Origin of the sequence: Solwaraspora sp. WMMA2056 (assembly GCF_030345095.1) — a bacterium.
Taxonomy (GTDB): Bacteria; Actinomycetota; Actinomycetes; order Mycobacteriales; family Micromonosporaceae; genus Micromonospora_E.
This window is the reverse complement of the sequence record NZ_CP128360.1, coordinates 2,966,884-2,987,708: the sequence shown is the minus strand read 5'-3', so window position 1 is coordinate 2,987,708 and position 20,825 is coordinate 2,966,884. Positions and strand designations below refer to the sequence as shown.

Annotated in this window: 23 protein-coding genes; 4 read left to right on the top strand and 19 right to left on the bottom strand. The window is 70.9% G+C overall.

Annotated elements, in window-relative coordinates:
- Positions 1–155 precede the first annotated feature (155 nt).
- The 5 genes from O7608_RS13670 to pepN all read right to left on the bottom strand — a co-directional run bounded on the left by O7608_RS13670 (position 156) and on the right by pepN (position 5,525).
- Complete coding sequence (locus tag O7608_RS13670; protein ID WP_289210325.1) at positions 156–1,082, bottom strand: DegV family protein; 927 nt, start codon at positions 1,080–1,082, stop codon at positions 156–158.
- A 64-nt stretch (positions 1,083–1,146) separates the two neighbouring features.
- The gene (locus tag O7608_RS13665; RefSeq protein ID WP_289210324.1) at positions 1,147–1,776 is read right to left on the bottom strand and encodes a histidine phosphatase family protein; all 630 of its coding nucleotides are present in this window, start codon (positions 1,774–1,776) and stop codon (positions 1,147–1,149) included.
- On the bottom strand, positions 1,773–2,171 hold the full coding sequence (gene rsfS / locus O7608_RS13660; RefSeq protein WP_289210323.1) for a ribosome silencing factor: 399 nt from the start codon (positions 2,169–2,171) through the stop codon (positions 1,773–1,775). The genes O7608_RS13665 and rsfS overlap by 4 nt, the downstream gene beginning before the upstream one ends.
- Positions 2,172–2,282: 111 nt before the next feature.
- Entirely contained in the window at positions 2,283–2,894 is a 612-nt protein-coding gene (gene nadD / locus O7608_RS13655) for a nicotinate-nucleotide adenylyltransferase (RefSeq protein ID WP_289210322.1), read from the bottom strand.
- Between the two features lie 57 nt (positions 2,895–2,951).
- Positions 2,952–5,525, bottom strand: coding sequence for an aminopeptidase N (gene pepN, locus O7608_RS13650; protein ID WP_289210321.1), 2,574 nt, complete (start codon positions 5,523–5,525; stop codon positions 2,952–2,954).
- A 111-nt stretch (positions 5,526–5,636) separates the two neighbouring features.
- Between pepN and O7608_RS13645 the strand changes: the two genes are divergently transcribed.
- Entirely contained in the window at positions 5,637–5,855 is a 219-nt protein-coding gene (locus O7608_RS13645) for a DUF397 domain-containing protein (RefSeq protein WP_281551022.1), read from the top strand.
- A 33-nt stretch (positions 5,856–5,888) separates the two neighbouring features.
- Here the strand turns inward: O7608_RS13645 and O7608_RS13640 are convergent, their stop codons facing one another.
- Positions 5,889–6,155, bottom strand: coding sequence for a hypothetical protein (locus tag O7608_RS13640; protein WP_289210320.1), 267 nt, complete (start codon positions 6,153–6,155; stop codon positions 5,889–5,891).
- On the opposite strand from O7608_RS13640, the gene O7608_RS13635 reads away from it, so the two are divergent.
- Positions 6,154–6,327: a hypothetical protein gene (locus O7608_RS13635; protein ID WP_289210319.1), complete on the top strand. Its 174-nt coding sequence runs from the start codon at positions 6,154–6,156 to the stop codon at positions 6,325–6,327. The genes O7608_RS13640 and O7608_RS13635 overlap by 2 nt on opposite strands.
- Positions 6,328–6,420: 93 nt before the next feature.
- Here the strand turns inward: O7608_RS13635 and O7608_RS13630 are convergent, their stop codons facing one another.
- Both O7608_RS13630 and O7608_RS13625 read right to left on the bottom strand, forming a co-directional pair.
- Entirely contained in the window at positions 6,421–6,837 is a 417-nt protein-coding gene (locus O7608_RS13630; protein WP_289210318.1) for a VOC family protein, read from the bottom strand.
- Between the two features lie 9 nt (positions 6,838–6,846).
- The gene (locus O7608_RS13625; RefSeq protein WP_289210317.1) at positions 6,847–7,272 is read right to left on the bottom strand and encodes a helix-turn-helix domain-containing protein; all 426 of its coding nucleotides are present in this window, start codon (positions 7,270–7,272) and stop codon (positions 6,847–6,849) included.
- A 170-nt stretch (positions 7,273–7,442) separates the two neighbouring features.
- Here O7608_RS13625 and O7608_RS13620 point away from each other — a divergent pair, with 170 nt between their 5' ends.
- The gene (locus O7608_RS13620; protein WP_289210316.1) at positions 7,443–7,724 is read left to right on the top strand and encodes a helix-turn-helix domain-containing protein; all 282 of its coding nucleotides are present in this window, start codon (positions 7,443–7,445) and stop codon (positions 7,722–7,724) included.
- Complete coding sequence (locus O7608_RS13615) at positions 7,702–9,021, top strand: type II toxin-antitoxin system HipA family toxin (RefSeq protein WP_289210315.1); 1,320 nt, start codon at positions 7,702–7,704, stop codon at positions 9,019–9,021. The genes O7608_RS13620 and O7608_RS13615 overlap by 23 nt, the downstream gene beginning before the upstream one ends.
- A gap of 7 nt (positions 9,022–9,028) precedes the next feature.
- Here O7608_RS13615 and O7608_RS13610 read toward each other — a convergent pair whose 3' ends face one another.
- The 11 genes from O7608_RS13610 to O7608_RS13560 form a co-directional block, all read right to left on the bottom strand.
- Complete coding sequence (locus O7608_RS13610) at positions 9,029–10,039, bottom strand: NAD(P)-dependent alcohol dehydrogenase (RefSeq protein ID WP_289210314.1); 1,011 nt, start codon at positions 10,037–10,039, stop codon at positions 9,029–9,031.
- 53 nt (positions 10,040–10,092) lie between these two features.
- Positions 10,093–10,320 (bottom strand): helix-turn-helix transcriptional regulator, encoded by a 228-nt coding sequence (locus tag O7608_RS13605; RefSeq protein WP_353850534.1) that lies wholly within the window; start codon positions 10,318–10,320, stop codon positions 10,093–10,095.
- A gap of 3 nt (positions 10,321–10,323) precedes the next feature.
- The gene (locus O7608_RS13600) at positions 10,324–10,743 is read right to left on the bottom strand and encodes a hypothetical protein (RefSeq protein ID WP_289210313.1); all 420 of its coding nucleotides are present in this window, start codon (positions 10,741–10,743) and stop codon (positions 10,324–10,326) included.
- 90 nt (positions 10,744–10,833) lie between these two features.
- The gene (locus O7608_RS13595; protein ID WP_289210312.1) at positions 10,834–11,238 is read right to left on the bottom strand and encodes a hypothetical protein; all 405 of its coding nucleotides are present in this window, start codon (positions 11,236–11,238) and stop codon (positions 10,834–10,836) included.
- Between the two features lie 58 nt (positions 11,239–11,296).
- Positions 11,297–11,767, bottom strand: coding sequence for a GNAT family N-acetyltransferase (locus tag O7608_RS13590; protein ID WP_289210311.1), 471 nt, complete (start codon positions 11,765–11,767; stop codon positions 11,297–11,299).
- A gap of 109 nt (positions 11,768–11,876) precedes the next feature.
- A complete protein-coding gene (gene obgE / locus O7608_RS13585) occupies positions 11,877–13,382 on the bottom strand; it encodes a GTPase ObgE (protein ID WP_289210310.1) in 1,506 nt (501 codons plus the stop codon).
- Between the two features lie 208 nt (positions 13,383–13,590).
- Positions 13,591–13,848 carry a 50S ribosomal protein L27 gene (gene rpmA / locus O7608_RS13580; protein WP_278114042.1) on the bottom strand — a complete coding sequence of 86 codons (258 nt, stop codon included), beginning with the start codon at positions 13,846–13,848 and terminating at the stop codon, positions 13,591–13,593.
- Positions 13,849–13,857: 9 nt separating this feature from the next.
- On the bottom strand, positions 13,858–14,172 hold the full coding sequence (rplU, locus tag O7608_RS13575) for a 50S ribosomal protein L21 (RefSeq protein WP_282228659.1): 315 nt from the start codon (positions 14,170–14,172) through the stop codon (positions 13,858–13,860).
- A 195-nt stretch (positions 14,173–14,367) separates the two neighbouring features.
- The gene (locus O7608_RS13570; protein WP_289210309.1) at positions 14,368–17,610 is read right to left on the bottom strand and encodes an Rne/Rng family ribonuclease; all 3,243 of its coding nucleotides are present in this window, start codon (positions 17,608–17,610) and stop codon (positions 14,368–14,370) included.
- Positions 17,611–17,753: 143 nt separating this feature from the next.
- Complete coding sequence (locus O7608_RS13565) at positions 17,754–18,509, bottom strand: TIGR03936 family radical SAM-associated protein (RefSeq protein WP_421361497.1); 756 nt, start codon at positions 18,507–18,509, stop codon at positions 17,754–17,756.
- A gap of 148 nt (positions 18,510–18,657) precedes the next feature.
- Complete coding sequence (locus tag O7608_RS13560; RefSeq protein ID WP_289210307.1) at positions 18,658–20,661, bottom strand: TIGR03960 family B12-binding radical SAM protein; 2,004 nt, start codon at positions 20,659–20,661, stop codon at positions 18,658–18,660.
- Positions 20,662–20,825 lie beyond the last annotated feature (164 nt).

The window sequence follows — 20,825 nt, the reverse complement described above, 5'->3', positions numbered from 1 at the left end:
GCTAGGCAACCCGCTCGGCGTACGCGCATCGCCCGGATGCCACCTGTGGACAACCGCTGCCCCTGTGGACGGGGCGACACGTCGAGCCGCAGTGTGCTAATGCGCAGGCCGCCGCCCCGGCCCGACCAGGCCGCCCCGGGCCTTGTCCGGGCCGCCTAACCGGCGCGCCGGTGCACCACGATCGACACCAGGCCGGGTCCGGCGTGCGCGGTCACCACCGCGCCGATCGGCGCCACGTAGCTGTCCCGCAACCGGTCGCCGAGGCGCTCGGCCAGTTGGGCGAGCAGCATCGTGGCGCGGTCCGGATCGCCCAGATGGTGTACGGCGACGTCGACCGCCACCGCGTCCCCGGCTTCCGCCCAGGCCAGATCCACCAGCTTCGCCAGCGCCCTGGTGGCGGTACGGACCTTGTCGCGCAGCACGATCCGCCCGTCCTGCATGTGCAGGATCGGCTTCACCGACAGCGCGGTACCCAGTAGCGCGGAGGCGGCGGTGATCCGCCCGCCCCGCCGCAGGTGCTCCAACGTGTCGACGTAGAACAAGGTCCGGGTCCGGGCCGCTGTCTCGACCGCCGCAGACCGTACCTCGTGCAGGTCACCACCGGCGGCCGCGACGGCGGCCGCGGCCAGGGCGGGAAAGCCGAGGCCCATCCCGGTCGAGCCGCTGTCCACCACGGCGACCCGGTCCGGCCCGACCTCGCGGGCCGCCAGTTCGGCGGCCTCCACGGTGCCGGAGAGTTCGGCGGACAGGTGCACCGACACGATCGCCGACGCCCGGCCCGCCGGACCGTCCGAACCTCCCTGGGTACGCGGGCCGTCCCGGTCGTCGGTGGCCTGCGGGCCGTCGGTGGCGAGCAGCCGCCGGTACGTCTCGACGAACTGCTCCGGTGCGGGTCGGGAGGTGCTGACCGCCGGTCGACGGACCGACAGCGCCCGGGCCACGTCGGCCGGGGTGAGGTCGAGGCCTTCCTGGTGAGCGACGCCGTCGACGACCACGGTCAACGGCACCACCGTGAGGCTGGGCCGGTCTGCCAGCGTACCGGGCAGGTAGGCGGTGGAGTCGGTGACGACCGCGACGGGCATTCCGGCACGGTAGCCGATGATCACCCTGACCGCCGGGACGGACCGACGCGCGGCCCGCGCCTGGTCACACCGGTGCCGGAATGTCCCGGGTGCTGGTGACCCCGACGTTGTGTGCCCGCAACTGCCAGCCACGCGCCGGATCGTGCCGCAACTCGGTCCAGTGGCAGTTCTGCAGCGGGGCGACCGTGCGCAGCACGTCGGTGCCCCAGCCGAGCAGGTGGCCGCAGCCCTGCCGGGCGGCGCCGCCGTGGGTGGCGACGACGACCGTGCCACCGGGGGCGGTGTCAGCGGCGTCCTGCAGCGCTTCGCCGACTCGTTTGCCGAGGTCGTCGAGGCTTTCCACCTCGCAGCCGGGTGCCTGGTCGCCGGAGCGCCAGCGGGCGTGCTCGGTGGGGAACCGTTCGGCGATGGTCGTCATGGTGAGCCCTTGCCAGAGGCCGTAGTAGCGCTCGCGTAGCCGGCGGTCGGTGCGCACCGGCAGGCCGGTGAGGGCCACCAGCGCCGCCGCGGTGTCGGCGGCGCGCTGCAGGTCGCTGGCGACGATCGCGTCCGGTCGCAGTGCCGCCAGCAGCGGCGCGGCGGCGACGGCCTGCGACCGACCGAGGTCGTTGAGGGCGGTGTCGGTCTGGCCCTGCACCCGGTCGCCGGCGTTCCAGTCGGTGTTGCCGTGCCGCCAGACGATCAGCCGGGTCATTCGGCAGCGCCGGCCTCGGCGTCGACCAGGTCCCGGTCGACGAACGGAATCACCGGGCAGTCCTTCCAGAGCCGGTCGAGCGCGTAGAACTCGCGCTCCTCGGTGTGCTGGACGTGCACGACGATGTCGTTGAAGTCGAGCAGCACCCACCGGCCGGCGCGGTCACCTTCGCGGCGGATCGGCTTGGCCTTCTCCGGCAGCCCGACCAGGCTCTCCTCGATGGCGTCGACGATCGCCAGCACCTGGCGCTCGTTGGGTGCCGAGGCGAGCACGAAGGCGTCGGTGATCGCCATCCGGTCGGCCACGTCGATGACGACGATGTCCTGCGCCTTCTTGTCGGCAGCGGCCTGGGCGGCCGTGAGGGCCAGCTCCCGCGCGCGCTCTGAGGCGCTCATCGGATCACCTCGACAACACTCCTTCAGCTAGGCGACTTTCGCTGCTCTAGCCTCTCACACTCGGCCGAGGCGGTAATCGGTATGAAGCGCCCAAACTACTAGAAAGGCGTATCATTCACTCGAAGATTCCGGCTCGTACAGCCGGCGTTTGGCGATGTACTGCACCACACCGTCCGGCACGAGGTACCACAGCGGCTTGCCGGCGGCGACCCGCGCCCGGCACTCGGTCGACGAGATCGCCATCGCCGGCACCTCGACCAGGGTCACCGTGTCGGCCGGCAGGTGCGCGTCGGACAACTCGAAGCCCGGCCGGGTCACCCCGATGAAGTGCGCCAGCTCGAACATCGCGTCGGTGTCTTTCCAGGACAGGATCTTCTCCAGGGCGTCCGCGCCGGTGATGAAGAACAGCTGCGCCTTCGGTCCGTACACCGCCTGCAGGTCGCGCAGCGTGTCGACGGTGTACGTCGGCCCCGGCCGGTCGATGTCCGCCCGGCTGACCTGGAAACGCGGGTTGGATGCCGTCGCGATCACCGTCATCAGATACCGGTCCTCGGCCGAGCTGACCGTCAACCCGGCCTTCTCCCACGGATCCCCGGTCGGGACGAAGACCACCTCGTCGAGCGCGAACCGCTCCGCCACCTCGCTGGCCGCCACCAGATGCCCCTGGTGGATCGGATCGAAAGTGCCGCCCATGATGCCGACCCGACGGGTGCCAACGTCCATCGAAGAATCGTATGCCGATGATCTCCATGAACAGGCCGTCGCGTGGCGTAGGCAACACTAACGGGTGCCTGCTCCCGCTTTGTACCGACGGCGGGCAGCCAGCGCCCGGTCCAGATCATCGGCGGCGTCGGTCACCACCCGCCGCAGCCCAGGGGTGAGGTCGTCGCGGGCGAGCAGCGCGGCGGCCGCCGTACGGGTCTGCTCGCTCACCGCGTACTGCGGGAAGGCCAACTGCGCCACCTGGTCGGCCAGCCACGCCGAACGCCGCCGGGTCGCGGCCGGCATGTCGGCGACATACCGATCGACGTACGGGGCGGTCAACTCGGCCTGCTCCGGCTGCCAGAACCCTTCGGCGTACGCCTCGACGATCCGGTTCGACAGGCTGACGTCGGCGACGATCGACTGCCAGACCCGCTCCTTGCCCGCGACGTCCGGCAGCGCCGCCCGGCACTTCGCCGCCCACTGCTCACCGGCCGCGCTGCGGTCGCGCCCCAGCTCGGCGTCGATGTCGGCCGCCTCGACCCCACCGAGCACCGCCAACCGGTACAGCAGCAGCCAGCGCAGTTCGGCGTCGACGGCGACCCCGTCCGGCACCGCCCGCCCCACCAGCCACCCCCGCAACAGGTCGACGTCCGCGCTCGCGGCGATCGCGCCCCGCGCGGCCGCCAACCGCACCGAACCGTCCTGCGGCGCGGCCGACCGCGCTGAACCGTCCTGCGGCGCGGCGGCCAGCAGTCGCGCACAGGCGGCGGCGAGCCGGGACCGCAGCGCCGGCCGGTCCACGGAGTGCGCGTACCTGTCGATGATCGACCGGCTCAGCCGGAGCACGTCCTCGACGACGACCACTGCGGTCTCGGCCGGCAGGGCCTGCTCGATCAGCTCGGCCAGCGCGGCCACCGGCTGCTGTGCGTCGCGGACCGCGTCCAGGGTGGCGGTCCACGACAGCGCCCGGGCCAGCGGGTCGGTGATACCGGGCAGCAGCGCCGGCAGCGCGGCCGCCGATCCCGGGTCGAGCCGCACCTTGGCGTACGCCAGATCGCCGTCGTTGAGCAGCAGCAGGTCGGCTGCCGGCTCGCCGACCAGCGCCGGCACCAGGGTACGGCCACCGTCGACGTCCGGGTCCAGGTCGACCGTCAGCGCGGCCCGCCGCGTCACCGGCCGGTCGGCGGTCGCAGCGGCGTCGAACAGACCGAGGCCGATCCGGTGCGGCCGCAGCACCGGGTGGCTGTCCGGGGCGGTCTGTACCAGGGCGACCTGCTGGTAGCGGCCAGCCTCGTCGACGGTCACCTCGGCACGGATCGTGTTCACCTGCGCCTGGCGTAGCCACCGCGCCGCCCAGTCGGACAGGTCCCGACCACTGGACCTGGTCAGCGCGTCGAGCAGGTCGGCCAGGGTGGCGTTGCCGAACCGGTGGGCGGCGAAATGGGCCCGCAGCCCGGCCAGGAACGGCTCGTCGCCCAGCCAGGCCACCAGCTGGCGCAGCACCGACGCCCCCTTGGCGTACGAGATGCCGTCGAAGTTCAGCAGCGCCTGAGCCGCGTCGGCGACCTCCTGCGGCGCGACCGGGTGGGTGGACGGACGCTGGTCCGCCGCGTACCCCGACGACTTGTAGAGAATGCCGAAGGTGGCCCAGGCGTCGGTGAACCGGGTCGCCTCGGCGGTCACCCGCACCCCGAGGTACTCGGCGAACGACTCGTTCAGCCACAGGTCGTCCCACCAGCGCATGGTGACCAGGTCACCGAACCACATGTGGGCCATCTCGTGGGCGATCGTGGTGGCCCGCCGTTCCCGTTCCCGGTCGGTGACCGCAGACCGGAAGACGTAGTCGTCGCGGAAGGTCACCAGGCCCGGGTTCTCCATCGCGCCGGCGTTGAACTCGGGCACGAACGCCTGCCCGTACCCGCCGAACGGATAGCGCACGCCGAACAGCTCGTGGAACCGGTCCAGGCACTGCCGGGTGACCGTGAAGATCTCCTCGACGTCGGCGTCCAGATGTTCGGCGAGGGACCGCCGGCAGTAGACCGCCAGCGGGACACCGTCGTGCTCAGCGTGGCGGGCGTGGTACGGCCCGGCGATCAGGGCCACGAAGTACGTCGCCAGCGGCGCCGTCGGCGCGAACTCCCAGCGCCCGTCGACCGGTTGCCCGGTCGGTTGGCCGTTGGCCGCGACCGTCCACTGCGGCGGCGCGGTGACCCGCAGCCGTACCGGCGCCTTCAGGTCGGGCTGGTCGAAGCAGGCGAAGATGCGCGGCGCGTCGTCCAGGAACGACATGGCGTACAGGTAGGTCTCGCCGTCTGCGGGGTCCACGAAGCGGTGCAGCCCCTGCCCTGAGTTCGAGTACGCCATCCGCGCCTGCACGGTCAGCGTGTTGTGCCCGGCCAGCCCGGTCAGCGGGATCCGGTTGTCGTCGAGCGTCGCAGGGTCGAGATCGACGTCGTTGAGCCGTACCCGGGTCAGCGTCACGGGAGCGACCTCGACGAACGTCGCCGCTCCCGGCGTGGCCTGGAACTCGATCACGCTGGTCGACCCGAACTCGGTGTCGCCGGTGGTCAGGTCGAGGTCGATGGTGTACGACTCGACGGTGATCGTCGCGGCGCGCTCGACGGCCTCGGCGCGGGTCAGGCTCGGCATCCGACCATCCTGCCGCACGCCCGGGCAGCGGCGGCGGCTAGCCTGTGCCGGTAACCGGGCGTGTACCGCCCGACATCACCCGCGTGTGTTCCCGTGCAGAAGGAGTCGACGATGGCGCAGCACCCCAAGGGCGATTTCGACCTGTCCCGTGCGGTGTGGCAGCGGGCCGAAGGTGACGACTCCGAGGGCGCGGTCGAGATCGCGTTCGTCGACGACCTGATCGGGATGCGTAACTCGGCCGAGCCGGACGGCCCGATCCTGGTCTTCACTCAGGCCGAGTGGGACGCGTTCGTCGCCGGCGCCCAGGACGGCGAGTTCGACCTGGAGTGACCCCGTGGTCGCGGCGGCCCCGGGACGCACGGTCTACCCCGGGTCGCCGCCACCCCAGCTCAGCCCGTTGATCCCGGCCGCGCGGTGGAAGCCGGGATGTTCGGGTACGTCGACACAGGTCTCGCCGTCCGGCCCGACCGCCCCGCAGAACAGCGGCTCGGCCAGGTGCCAGGCGTCCGCGTAGGACAGCCGGGCCACGCCGAGGACCACCTCGGGCCGCAGGATCGCCAGCCCTTCCACGTACCGCACCGCCTGCTCGCGGGCGTCGGCCAGGGTCTGCGTGCCGAAGGCGACGTGCATGGTGAAGCCGAGCGGTAACGCCGCCGGCCGCCCCGGTCCAGCCGTCGATCTCGACGTCGGTGGCGGCCAGCTCGTCGGGCGTACGGTCGACGAGGTCCCCGCCGCGGTCTTCGCCCTGCCCAGCTCGGCACCGCACCTGTTCGGCGGTCGGCTGATTCGTCGTCGAGCTTGAAGATCAGTTGATGTAGAACCGGGATGCTGCCGGCGTGTCGTACGGTTCTACATCAACTGATCTTGACTGCCGACCGCACCGAGGCGAGCCAGGTCAGGCGGTGGGCATCTGGACGATCCGGAAGTTGTTGCCGAACGGGTCCCGGCCACCGAAGTCGGTGCCGTACGGCCGCTCGTTCGGCCCATCGGTCAGCTCGACGCCCTTGGCCTTGAGCTCGTCGAAGGTCTTGCGGGCGTCGTCGGTGGTGAAGCCGACCGAGAATCCACTCGCCCCCTTGGCGATCAGCTCGCGGACCTGCGCGGCGGTGGCGGCGTCCATCGCCGGCGGGCCGGGCTTCTCCAGCAGGATGATCCGGTCCGGGTCGTCGCCGGGCACCCGCACGGTCAGCCAGCGCATGAAGCCCATGTCGATGTCGTCGGCCACCTCCAGGCCGAGCTTGCCGACGTAGAACTCGAGCGCTTCGTCCTGGTCGAAGACGAAAATATGCGAAATACGCGTCTTGTTCAGCATGGAATCACGCTAACCCGCGCCGGCACCCTCGGGCTTATCCAAAAGTGACGCGGGTCGGCAGTAGGCCATCGCGAAGCAGCCCGGCGCGCTCAGCGGGACGGCCCGGCGCCGGTACGCCGTCGGCGACTCGCCAACGATGTCGTGGAACGTACGGCTGAAGGTGCCGAGGCTGGTGAACCCGACCGCCATGCAGATCTCGGTCACGCTGCGCTCGCTGTCGCGCAACAGGAACATCGCCCGCTCCACCCGGCGCCGCTGCAGGTAGCGGTGCGGCGTCTCGCCGAACGTGGCCCGGAAGGTGCGGATGAAGTGTGCCGGGGACACGAACGCGATGCGGGCCAGCGTCGGGATGTCCAGCGGTTCGGCGTACGCCCGGTCCATGGCGTCGCGGGCGCGCAGCATCCGACGGTTGGACTCCTCGACCGCACGGCTCACAGCGCCATTACACCAGCCCACCCGGACAGGATTCGCGCTCGCCGACTCCACCACTGGTGCACGTACGCGCACAGCCCGACGAATGAGCACGTACGCGCACAGAAGAAATGCTGGGTACGTACGCGCACAACAGCTAACCTGGGTACGTACGCGCACACGATCGGAACAGGATGCGAATCAGCGACGCACGAGACCTCGGGCTCTTCGTCCGGCAGAGCCGACAGGACAAGGGCTGGACGCAGGCCCGTCTCGCCCAGCAAGCGGGGGTGAGTCGACGGTGGCTTTCCGACCTGGAGGCGGGAAAGACGTCAGCCGAGGTCGGCCTGGCCCTGCGGACCCTGAGCGCGCTGGGTGCCACCGTGAACGTCTCGTTCCCTCCTCCCGGCGCAAACGGCATCGACCTGGACGAGCTGTTGAAGGACTTTGAGGGTGGCCGTGGCCGAGCAGACTGAGACGAGCGCCGCGACGACGTTGACCGCAATCATGGCCGGCTCCGTGGTCGGGGTGATCACCCAACAGCGTGATGGCCGGTTCATGTTCTCGTACGAGAACGACTGGCAGGCCAGACAGGATGCGACACCGATATCCCTGTCGATGCCGCTGGCACACCGTACCCACGATGATCCAGCGGTGCGGACGATGATGTGGGGCCTGTTACCGGACAACGAGCGGGTCCTGGAGCGTTGGGCACGTGACTACCAGGTCTCGGCCGGCAACCCGTTCGCCCTTCTTCGACACGTCGGCGAGGACTGCGCGGGCGCGGCCCAACTCGTCACCCAGGAACGCGTGCAGGCGGCCGTCGACGGTGCTGGCGGCGTCCACTGGCTGACCGTTGACGACCTGGAGCTCCGACTCCGCACGCTCAGAAACGACCCGACATCGTGGCACATCAACAACAGTGGACAGTTCAGTCTTGCCGGCGCCCAGGCCAAGACGGCGCTGTATCTCGACGAGGCGAGCCAACGGTGGGGCGAGCCCTGGGGCGCCGTTCCGACCACACACATTCTCAAGCCAGCGGTGACCGGCCTGGACGAGCACGACCTGAACGAACACCTCTGCCTGGCGGCCGCTGGGCTTGCCGGGCTGCCGACTGCCCGGTCGAACATCGTCAGTTTCCACGGCGAACGAGCGATTGCCGTCGAACGGTACGACCGCAGGCACAGTCGCGGGGCGTTGCACCGGATCCACCAGGAAGACACGTGCCAGGCACTCGCGATAGCGCCGATGCGGAAGTACCAGAACGAAGGCGGGCCGTCACCCGAGCAGATCATCGAGCTACTTCGGCGAGAAGTCAGACCGGCAGGGGTCGCCGCCGAACATATTTCCCGATTCGTCGATGCCCTGGCGTTCAACTGGATCATCGCTGGCACCGATGCGCACGCGAAGAACTACTCTCTCCTACTTGCCGGGTCGCAGGTGCGGCTGGCACCGCTCTACGACGTGGCCAGCGCGCTACCTTACGACGACATGTATCTGCCGAAACTGCGGATGGCGATGCGGATCGGTGGTGAATACCGGGTCGATGCTGTCCGGGGTCGTCACTGGCGTCGGTTCGCCGAACAGAACGGACTCGACGCACAGGAAATACTGACGCAGGTGGACGCTCTGGCAGCCCGTACCCCGGATTGTTTCGCGGCCGCTGCCGACGACGACGCGGTCCGCTCACTCGGCAGCACACTGCCGGTCCGCCTGGTCCAGCGGGTGACCAGTCGCGCGGCGCGGTGCCGTCAGGTGCTGACCGAGGTGTGACCGGTGGTCAGCCGGCGCAGCGCAGTACGGCCTGGCCGCGTACCTCGCCGGCGGTGACGTAGCGGATCGCCTCGGCCGCCTGCGCCAGCGGGAACGTGCGGTCCAGCACCGGTCGGACCGCCCCTGACTCGATCATCGCGGTGATGGTGACCAGGTCGTCGCGGCTGTCGGAGTGGATCACCGGTCGGGTGCGGAGCCGGCGCAGCGGTGCCAGCGCCATGCCCCGCAGCCACCGGTCGACGCCCATGAACCACCGGCCACCGGTGCCGCCGACGTAGACGATGGTGCCGCCGGGGACCAGCACCCGGGCGACCTCGGCCAGCGACGGATTGCCGTACAGGTCGATCAGCACGTCGAATCGGCGGCCGAGGTCGCGCAGCGGGGTGGTGGTGTAGTCGACCACCTCGTCGGCGCCAAGCCCGGCGACCAGGTCCATCTTGCTGGTCCGGCACATGCCGGTGACCTGGGCGCCGTACGCCTTGGCGAACTGAACGGCGTAGGTCCCGACACCGCCGGACGCCCCGGTGATCAGCACCCGGCGGCCCGGGCCGCCGGCAGACGGCGAGTCCCCGGTGCCGACGGGCCGCAGACCGGCGCCGTCGCGGACCGCCTGCAGCGCGGTGAAGGCCGCGATCGGGACCGCCGCCGCCTGCTCCAGGGTGAGGGCGGTCGGAATCGGCACCAACTGCTTCTCCGGCACCGCCGCGTACTCGGCGAAGGTGCCGGCCGCCCAGCCGTACACCTGGTCACCGGGGCGCAGGGTGGTCACCGCCGGGCCAGCTTCGACGACGGTGCCGGCCAGGTCGTAGCCGGGGATCCGGGACTTCGGTCGACGCCAGCCGGTGATCGGCCGGGCGACGTACGGCAGCCCCCGGGCCAGGTGCCAGTCGGTGCCGCTGACCGGCGTGGCGTGCACGCGGACCAGTACGTCACGCTCGCCCGGCACCGGGCGGGGAACGTCGCGCAGGACCATCACGTCCTGCGGCGGGCCGTACGCGTCCTGGGTGATCGCTTGCATGGCGGGCCCTCCCGGAAACAGGGTGGTGGACGGGGTGGCGGAGAAACCGGCGGTCAGGCCGGTTCGTCGTCGGCGTACTGGAAGACGGCGTCGAGCGGGACCGCGAAGACGCGGGCGATCTGGAACGCCATCTCCAGCGACGGCGAGTACCTGCCCTGCTCGATCGCGATCACCGTCTGCCGGGTGACGCCGAGTCGTTTGGCCAGCTCGGCCTGGGTCATCTCACCGTTGGCGAAGCGCAGTGCCCGGATCGAGTTGGTCACCCTGGTCGGTTTGCCCACGCGTCACCACCCCCGCCGGTACGCGACGATCTTGACGATCGCGCCGATGGAGGTGGAGACCACGAACACCGCGTAGATGGCGTTGGCGATCCAGAAGTGGTCCAGCTCGGCCAGGGTGAGCCCGAGCGGCAGCACCATCCCGACCGACAGGATCAGCCCGGAGACGTAGTCACCTTGCCGGTTGATGTCCTTGTCGCGCACGTCGATCTGGTAGGTCTCGCTGGGCGCGGCCATCTCGACCACGATCCGCACGACCATGGACGCGACGACGGCGATGCCGACCGCCCACAACATCGTCGACACGTACGGCGCCTCGGTCAGCGGCTGATCACCGGCCCGGCGGGCGACAGCGACGACGTAGCCCACGAACGTGCCCAGGGTGGTCACCAGGAACACCCAGGTGCCCTTCTCCTCGTACGACACCGCACGCCCCTCATGTAAAGGAAGTTTGACATCTCCAAGGTAAAGAAGACCTGACGAGATGTCAATAATCTTTTACACGACCGGGCCGATTCAGAGTGCGTCGTCGAGCAGGATCGGCCGCCGGTCCGTCGGCGTCACCAGGTGGACTCCGAGCAGCCGCACCCCGACTCTGCCGCAGGTGTCGTACGCGGCGTGGAACCAGACCCGGTCAGGATCACTGACCGCACTCGACCCGGGCCGGGTCAGCACCACCAACATCGATCCGCCCCTGGCGCGCTCGGCGAGCGCGGTCGCGAAGATCTCGACCGCCCGGCGACAGACAGCCGGGTCCGGGTTCGTCGGCAGATCGTCCACCGGGCAGTGAATCTGCACCCGGTCATCGCCATCGCAGAGCACGAACCGGACCCCTCGGCATTTGCGTTCCCACCGCTCGATGGCGACCGCCAGATGCGCGTCAATGGCCTCGATGCTGTTCAGAACCGGCGAATCGCTCATGGCCTGACATCGTCCACCATTGCCCCGACATCGGCCACCCCGTCGCCCGGACCCGGCGTCACGCGGCAGCAGCGGGAAGCCGCTTTTCGAAACAGACGCGGTACGGACCGGCGGGGTCGTCACCGGACGCCGGGATCTGCGCGTACCCCGCCGAGGCGTACAGGCGCAGCGCGACCGCGAGGTTGCTGCCCGTCTCCAGCCGGAACACCGTGTGGCCCAGCGCGTACGCCGACTCCTCCAACGCGGTCAGCAGATGCCGAGCGATCCCTCGGCCCCGGTACGCCGGCCGCACGTACATCCGGGTGATCTCGGCGGTCTGCCCGTCGACCGACCGGACGGCGCCGCAGGCCACCGCACGCCCGTCGACCACACAGACCAGGTACCGGGCATCGTCGTGGCCCGGTCGGCCGATCGCAACGACCGGCCGACCACCACGGGGCGCCTCGGTTGACTCGGCCAGCTCGCGCTGCTGGGTCGCGACCAGCGCGGCGACCTCCGGATCGATGGACGGGCGACGCTCAATTAACACTCTGTCACGATAGGCGCGGCGCGTTTCCTGGAGGTTTCGTCCAGTTGGCCAGGATCAGGCCCAACTTCGACAACTCGCCGATCAGCCGACCACACCACTACCGTAACGTTCAGTTACTTTCGGGTACGTCCACTCGTGGGCCTGCCGGGTCGCCCGCAGCAGCCCCGGCGGTCTCGCCAACGCCACCGGTCGACGCACCCGCGACGTCCTCGAAGCGCTGCCGCCGCGCCTTGCGGTCGGCGAGCCGCTGGGCGGCACCCACCCGCGTCGACGGCTCCTCCAGCCGCACGTCGGTGCCCCGCGAACCCGGCACGTACTCCACCTCGGCGAAGTGCTCCGGCCGCCAGTCGAACTCCCACGAGCCGATCCGGACCAGCGCACCCGGCTGGGCCCCCGCCTTGGCCAGCGCCTCCTCCACCCCGAGGCGGGCCAACCGGTCGGCCAGGTAACCGACAGCCTCGTCGTTGTCGAAGTTGGTCTGCCGTACCCACCGCTCCGGCCGGGTGCCGCGGATCCGGAACTCGCCGTCGGCCAGCGGCTCCACGGTGAACCCGGCGTCGTCGACCGCGGCGGGGCGCAGCACGATCCTCGTCGGCTCCAGCTCCGGTGCGTCCGCCCGAGCTTGCGCGACCATGTCCGCCAGGGCGTACGTCAGCTCCCGCAGTCCTTCCCGGGTGGCCGTGGAGACCTCGAAGACCGGCAGCCCCCGGGCGGCCAGGTCGGCGCGGACCAGCTCGGCCATCGCACGACCGTCCGGCACGTCGATCTTGTTCAGGATCACCAACCGGGGACGGTCGGCCAGGCCGCCGTACGCCGCCAGCTCGGCCTCGATCGCGTCGATGTCGGCCATCGGGTCCCGCCCCGGCTCGAGCGTGGCGGTGTCCACCACGTGCGCCAGCACCGCGCACCGCTCGATGTGGCGCAGGAACTCCAGACCGAGTCCCTTGCCGGTCGCCGCGCCGGGGATCAGGCCGGGTACGTCGGCGACGGTGAAGGTGTGCTCGTCGGCGCGGACCACGCCGAGGTTCGGCACCAGGGTGGTGAACGGATAATCCGCGATCTTGGGTTTGGCCGCCGAGATCACCGAGATCAGCGACGACTTGCCGGCCGACGGAAACCCGACCAGTCCGACGTCGGCGACGCTCTTGAGCTCCAGTACGACGTCGAGCTGTTCGCCCGGCTCACCGAGCTCGGCGAAGCCGGGTGCCTTGCGTCGGGCGCTGGCCAGTGCGGCGTTGCCCCGACCGCCCCGGCCACCCCGGGCGATCTCCAGGCTGGTGCCCACCCCGACGAGGTCGGCCAGCACCTCACCGTCGAGGGTCAGCACGTTCGTCCCGTTCGGCACCTTGAGCACCAGGTCGGCGCCCTTGGCGCCGTCTCGGTTGCCGCCGGCACCGCCCTTGCCGTTCTCGGCCTTGGCGTGCTGCCGGAAATGGAAGTCCAGCAAGGTGTGCACCTGCGGGTCGACGACGAGGGTGACGCTTCCGCCGTGCCCGCCGTTACCGCCGTCCGGACCACCGAACGGCTTGAACTTCTCCCGGTGGATCGAGACGCAACCGTGCCCGCCGTTGCCGGCCAGTACGTGCAGCACAACCCGGTCGACGAAGGTCGTCACAGCCTTATCCTCTCCTCGATCGCGCGGTCTGCGGGTGCAGATCCGCCACCCACCCCACGCGTCAGCATGACCGGACGTCGTCGCCGACCGCCGACGTACACGACAAAGCGGGCCGGGACACCAGGTCCACAGCCCGCTCGTCGCGTTCTACTCGACACGTCGCCGTCGCGACGCCCAGCGGCCGCCGTGGCGGCGCTGTCGGCAGTCGCTACTGTGCCGCCGGCACGATGTTGACCGTCTTGCGGCCACGCTTCGTGCCGAACTGCACCGACCCGGCGGCCAGCGCGAACAGCGTGTCGTCGCCGCCCCGGCCGACCAGGTCGCCGGGGTGGAACTTGGTGCCACGCTGGCGGATCAGGATCTCACCGGCGCTGACGACCTGACCGCCGAAGCGCTTGACACCGAGGCGCTTGGCTTCCGAGTCGCGACCGTTACGCGAGCTGGATGCACCCTTTTTGTGTGCCATGTCTGGTGCCTACTTCCCGTTCGAGATGCCGGTCACCTTGACCTGGGTCAGCGGCTGGCGGTGACCCTGGCGCTTGTGGTAGCCGGTCTTGTTCTTGAACTTGTGGATCCGGATCTTCGGACCCTTGGTGTGCGCGGCGATCTCGCCGGTCACCGCGACCTGGGCAAGCGCGGTCGCGTCGGTCACCAGGTCGTCGCCATCGACGAGGAGCACTGCGGGAAGCGCCACCGCGTCGCCGGGGGCACCGGTGAGCTTCTCGACCTCGATCACGTCGCCCTCAGCGACCTTGTACTGCTTGCCGCCGGTCTTGACGATCGCGTACATCGGACGCGGACTCCTGTCGTTTGTCGCTGGCGGATGGTGTTCGTGACGGTTCGTCACCCTCGCGGCGATCCGTACGGACACGGCACCGGGGGTGGCGGACCTTGAGGGTCACGGGCACACGGGAACCTGGCGCACCGGGTACGCCACCGGCAAGACTACGCCATGCCGGTGGCGTCCCTCAAATCGGTGCCCCGGTCAGGGGCGGGTACGACGCCGGGTACCGGTCCGGCGCACCCGCCGCCGACCGCCGGAGGCATGCTCCCCGCCCGAGACGTCCGATTCCGGGTCGTCCTCGTCCGGATCGCCGGCCAGATCCGGGTCGCCGTCCCCGGCGAGGCGGGTCGACCCCGCCCCGTTGCTGACCGGCTCGACCTCGTCCACCTCGTACCGGGACAGGTCGTAGCCCATGGTCTCGTCCTCGTCCTCCGTCGCGGCCACGACCGGCTGCGGGCTGACGACGCCCGAACCACCGATGACCCCGGTGATCACCCCGGAGACGACCGGCCCGGTCGACGGGCCGGCCGGTGTTGCGGCAGCCGTCGGCTCCGGTGCCACGACCGGCACCGACGCCGCGTTGGCCGGCGGCGTCACAGCCGGCTCCGGCGCGGTGCCCGCTGCGTCGACGCCCGGCAACCCGGTCATGTCACCCGCCGCCTCGACCACGTCCGGCGCGACCTCGACCACGTCCTCGACGATGTCAGCTGCCACCTCGGCGACCTCGGGTGCGGTCTCGGCGGCCTTGCGGGCGCGCCGTCGACCAGCGGCCGTCGTCGGCGCGGCCGGGGCAGCTGGGGCGGCCGGGGCTGCGGCGGCGACCGCCTTGACCTTCTCCCCCGCGCCGCCGCCGGCCGAGCGGGCCTTCTCCGGCACCGGCTCGGTGTGGATGATCAGTCCGCGGCCCTTGCAGCAGTCACAGGTCTCACTGAACGCCTCCAGCAGCCCGGCACCGATGCGCTTGCGGGTCATCTGCACCAGCCCGAGTGAGGTGATCTCGGTCACCTGGTGCTTGGTCCGGTCCCGGCCCAGGCATTCGGTCAGCCGACGCAGCACCAACTCACGGTTGGACTCCAGCACCATGTCGATGAAGTCGATCACCACGATGCCACCGATGTCGCGCAGCCGCAGCTGACGGACGATCTCCTCGGCGGCCTCCAGGTTGTTGCGGGTGACCGTCTCCTCCAGGTTGCCGCCGGCACCGGTGTACTTGCCGGTGTTGACGTCGATCACGGTCATCGCCTCGGTCCGGTCGATCACCAGGTGGCCGCCGGAAGGCAGGAAGACCTTGCGGTCCAGACCCTTGAGAATCTGCTCGTCGATCCGCCGGTCGGCGAACACGTCCGCCACGCCGGCGTGCCGGCGCAACCGGGGCAGCAGGTCCGGCGACACGTGCGCGAGATACGACTCGACCAGCCCGTACGCGGTGTCGCCCTGCACGACCAGCTCGCGGAAATCCTCGTTGAACAGGTCCCGGACCACCCGGATGACCAGATCCGGCTCCTCGTACAGCAGCGTCGGCGCGCCGCCGGAACCGGCCTTGGCCTGGATGTCGTCCCACTGCGCCTGCAACCGCTTGACGTCGCGGGCCAGCTCGTCCTCACTGGCCCCCTCGGCGGCGGTCCGCACGATCACGCCGGCGCCGTCGGGCACCAGCTTCTTCAGGATGTCCCGCAGCCGCTTGCGCTCGGTGTCGGGCAGCTTACGGCTGATCCCCGAGGCGTTGCCGTTCGGTACGTACACCAGGTGCCGCCCGGACAGCGCGATGTGACTGGTGAGCCGGGCCCCCTTGTGGCCGATCGGGTCCTTGGTGACCTGCACGAGCACCGAGTCACCGGAGCGCAGCGCCTGCTCGATCGAGCGGGCCCGCCCTTCCAACCCGGTGGCGTCCCAGTTGACCTCGCCGGCGTACAGCACGGCGTTGCGGCCCCGCCCCACGTCGACGAAGGCGGCCTCCATGCTCGGCAGCACGTTCTGCACCCTGCCGAGATAGACGTTGCCGGCCATCGTGCCGGACGAGGCCCGGGTCACGTAGTGCTCGACGAGGATGCCGTCCTCCAGCACCGCGATCTGGGTACGGTCCCCACGCTGGCGGACCACCATGTCCCGGTCGACCGCCTCCCGACGGGCCAGGAACTCCGACTCACTCAGGATCGGGGGCCGGGTCCGGCGCTGCTCGCGGCCGTCCCGGCGGCGCTGCCGCTTGGCCTCCAGCCGGGTCGAGCCGGTGACACCCTGCACCTCGTCGACGTTCTTACGCGGCTCACGGATCTTCACCACCGTCGGTACGCCGTCCTCGGCACCCGACTCCGCGTCGCCGGATCCGCGTCGACGCCGACGGCGGCGCCGACGGGTCAGCGAGTCACCGTCGGCGGTGTCGCCGTCGTCGGCCGCCTCCGCTTCGGCATCCGCCGACGCCGACTCCTCGTCGACGTCGGTGTCGTCGTCCGTGCCGCCCTTGCCCCGGCCACGGCCGCGCCGGCCCCGGCGACGCCGCCGACGGCCCGCAGGGGTGTCGTCGTCGGAGTCGTCGGCCTCGTCGGCCTCATCGGTCGCGTCATCGGCCTCGTCGACCGGCACGGCGGCGGCCTCGTCGGGCACCGGCGACGCCGCCGGTTCCTCGCTGTCGGCGCCACGGCGGCCCCGCCGACGGCGCCGTACCGGCTCCTCGGTCTCGGTGTCACCCTCGGTTGGGACGGCGCTGGCCGTCGGCGCGGCGGCGGCAGGTGCGGCAGTGGTCGCGGCGGTCGCCACCGCTGCGGCCCGCCCGACCACGGGCGGTGCGGTCTGCGGGTCCGGTGCCATGAACAGCACGGCGGGCGGGGTGGCGGCGCTGCGCCGCCGGCCACGGGTGGTCGGTGCCGCGACCTGGTCGGCAGCCGGCTCCTCGACAGCCGCCTCGCCGTCGGTCGCCTCCGTCGCCGGGCCGGTCGTCAACGGCTCGCTGGCCGGGGTGGGCGGCCCGGCCGGCTCCACCGCCGACGGTGCCGTCATCCGGGGGGCCGCCGCGCCGGGGGCCGGCTCGCTGGCCTCGACCGGTACCACGACCGCCGGCTCGGCGGTCTTCTTGCGCCGGGTCCGGGTCGCCTTCTTCACCGGCTCCACCGGCTCGGCCGGCGCTGGTGTGACGGCCTCCCCGGTCGGTTCCACCGCGACGGCCTCGCCGACCGGCTCGGCCGCGACCGCGCGGCGTCGGCGGGTCCGTGGCGCGACAGCCGGTTCCGGCGGTGTCTGCCCGCCGGCCTCGGCGGCAGCGGCGGCCGGATCCGGGCTGGCGGCCGCAGCGGCCCCCGTCGCGGCGGCCGGCTCGGCCGCAGCGGCGGCCGCAGCCTTGCTGGTCCGCCGCCGGGTGGTCCGGGCAGGTGCGGATCGGGTCACATCGGCGGTGTCGTCGCCCGGTTCCCCACCGGTACGCTTCCCGCCCTCGGGCTCGTTGTCGAGCATTGGACGTTCTCCAGTTCTGGCTGCCCCGGGCGCGGGTGAGCGCTGCCACGCAGGGTTGCCGCAAAAGGTGTTCCGGCGGTCACACCGCTGGGCTCCCGACCCGGGTGGGCCAAAGACCTGGAGGCAGACCGCCGAAGTCTGGCTTACTGAGCGCCGGCCGGAACACGGCTGGCGTTCACCGATGGCTGTCCGACGCGATCCGCCTCCAACGGATCGACGATCTCCCCCTGCGCGGTCAGTGTTCCCTGTGCTAGCCGGGTCACGCGGGGCGGCACCGGCGGCTCCAGGTCGGCCATGACGCGCAGGCCGGAAAGGACGTCATCGGGTCGTACCGACGGGGTGACCTGCCGGACGACTAGGTCGAGTATCGCACACGGCACCGAGCTGACCTCGGAAGGTAGGCCGTCCGGGGGTCGGACACCTGGTCCGGCGGGGGTGGCGGCCCCGGCCGCGACCGTCATACGCAGTACCGCGGCGCGGGCGTCGAAGGTGCGCCGCCCCTGCTTGGTGAGGCGCTCGACGAGCACCTCACCGGCGGAGAGGAAGGCTGCGACCGCTGTTTCGGCCTGCGCCGACCCGACGCCGGCGAGTTCGATCCGCCAGTGCGAGGCGTCGATCCGGTCGGCAAGGCTGCCGCCGGCCGACTCCACCGCGGCCAACACGTCGAGCCCGGGTGACAGGGCGGCGTCGAGCGCCACCCTCAGTTCGTCCGGGTCGACGGCCCGCTGCAGGCCGATCTCCAGGTACTCGGCCTCGCTGGCGACGCCGGTCGGCGCGGCGCTGGCGTACGAGATCTTCGGGTGCGGGGTGAACCCCTGGGAGAAGGCGACCGGCGCGTTGGCCCGGCGCAACGCCCGCTCGAACGCGCGGGCGAAGTCACGGTGCGACGTGAACCGCAGCGGCCCGCGTTTGGCGTACCGGATCCGGATCCGCTGGACGACCGGTGCCTGACCGCCCTCCGGCTGTGGCTTCCTGCTGATTGTGACGCTCCTCGGAAAGGGACAAGGGATGTCCGTCATCCTCGCCCAGCCGGGCGAGGTCCGCCAGTCAGCCCGCCGCCGGAGCCCGCAGACCGGTGTTCACCGGCGTCAGGGGCAGCAGTTTCTGCCCGGTCGGGCCGATCTGGATCTCGGTGTCCATCGACGGGCACACCCCGCAGTCGAAACAGGGTGTCCACCGGCAGTCGTCCTGCTCGTACTCGCTCGTCGCGTCCTGCCAGTCCTGCCAGAGCCAGTCCTTGTCCAGCCCGGAGTCCAGGTGGTCCCAGGCCAGCACCTCGGTGGCGTCCCGCTCCCGGACCGTGTACCAGTCGAGGTCGACCCCGTACGCCGGCAGCGTCTCGGCGGCCGCGTCGACCCACCGCTGGTACGAGAAGTGCTCGCTCCAGCCGTCGAACCGGCCACCGGACTCCCAGACCCGGCGGATCACCGCGCCGACCCGCCGGTCGCCCCGCGACAGCAGGCCCTCGATCAGCGACGGTTCGCCGTCGTGGTAGCGCAGACCGATCGCCCGGCCGAGCGAGCGGTCGGTGTTGATCGCCTGCTTGAGCAGACGCAGCCGGTTGTCGATGACCTCCGGTGGCTGCATCGACGCCCACTGGAACGGGGTGTGCGGTTTGGGCACGAACCCGCCGATCGACACGGTGCAGCGAATGTCCTTCGACCCGGTCGCCGCCCGTCCGGCCTTGATCACCTCGTGGGCGAGGCGGGCGATCTGCAGCACGTCCTCGTCGGTCTCGGTGGGTAGCCCGCACATGAAATACAGCTTCACCTGACGCCAGCCGTTGGTGTACGCGGTGACCACCGTGCGGATCAGGTCCTCCTCGGAGACCATCTTGTTGATGACCCGCCGGATCCGCTCCGAGCCGCCCTCCGGCGCGAAGGTGAGCCCGGTGCGGCGCCCGTTGCGCGACAACTCCTGGGCCAGGTCGATGTTGAACGCGTCGACCCGGGTCGACGGCAGCGACAGCGACACGTTCGTGCCGGCGTACTGCTCGGCCAGACCGGAGCACATGTCGCCGATCTCCGAGTGGTCGGCCGAGGAGAGCGAGAGCAGGCCGACCTCGTGGAAACCGGAGTACGCCAGCCCGTCGGCGACCATCTGGCCGACCGTGGTGATCGAGCGTTCCCGCACCGGACGCGTGATCATGCCGGCCTGGCAGAACCGGCAGCCGCGCGTACAGCCGCGGAAGATCTCCACCGCGTAGCGTTCGTGGACGGTCTCGGCCAGCGGCACGATCGGCTTCTTCGGGTACGGCCACGCGTCAAGGTCCATCGTGGTGCGCTTGTGCACCCGGAACGGCACGTCCGCCCGGTTCGGCACGACCCGCTGGATCCGCCCGTCCGGCAGGTAGTCCACGTCGTAGAAGCGCGGCACGTAGACGCTCTCGGTCCGGGCCAGTCGCAGCAGCAGTTCGTCGCGCCCGCCGGGCGACCCGTCGGCCTTCCACTGCCGGACGATCGCGGTGATCTCCAGGACGGCTTCCTCGCCGTCGCCGAGCACCGCCGCGTCGATGAAGTCGGCGATCGGCTCCGGGTTGAACGCCGCGTGTCCGCCGGCCAGCACCACCGGGTGCGCGTCGTCTCGGTCGGCGGCCAGCAGCGGGATGCCGGCCAGGTCGATCGCGGTCAGCAGGTTCGTGTAGCCCAACTCGGTGGCGAAGGAGACGCCGAACACGTCGAAGTCGACGACCGGCCGGTGCGCGTCGACGGTGAACTGCGGCACCCCGTGCTCACGCATCAGCCGTTCCAGGTCCGGCCAGACCGCGTACGTCCGCTCGGCCAACACGTCCGGCTGCTCGTTGAGCACCTCGTAGAGGATCTGCACACCCTGGTTGGGCAGGCCCACCTCGTAGGCGTCGGGGTACATCAGCGCCCAGCGCACCACCGCGGCGTCCCAGTCCTTGGTCACCGCGCCCAGTTCGCCGCCGACGTACTGGATCGGCTTGCTGACCTGAGGCAGCAACGGCTCCAACCGGGGCCAGACCGACCGGGCAGGCGTCGGGGCCGCACCCGTGGTCGCCGTCGGGGCGGGAACCGCCGTGACACCCATCAAACCTCCTCCAAACCGCACCGGACGCCGGATCAACCACCCAGGGTACGCGTACCCACGACGGCACCGGCGGGGCAACCGCAGGGCGGGGTCCGGCGGTACGCCGGTGACGCTGTTCGCCACGCGGTACTAACCTCGGACGGGTCCGAGAGGAGATGCAACTG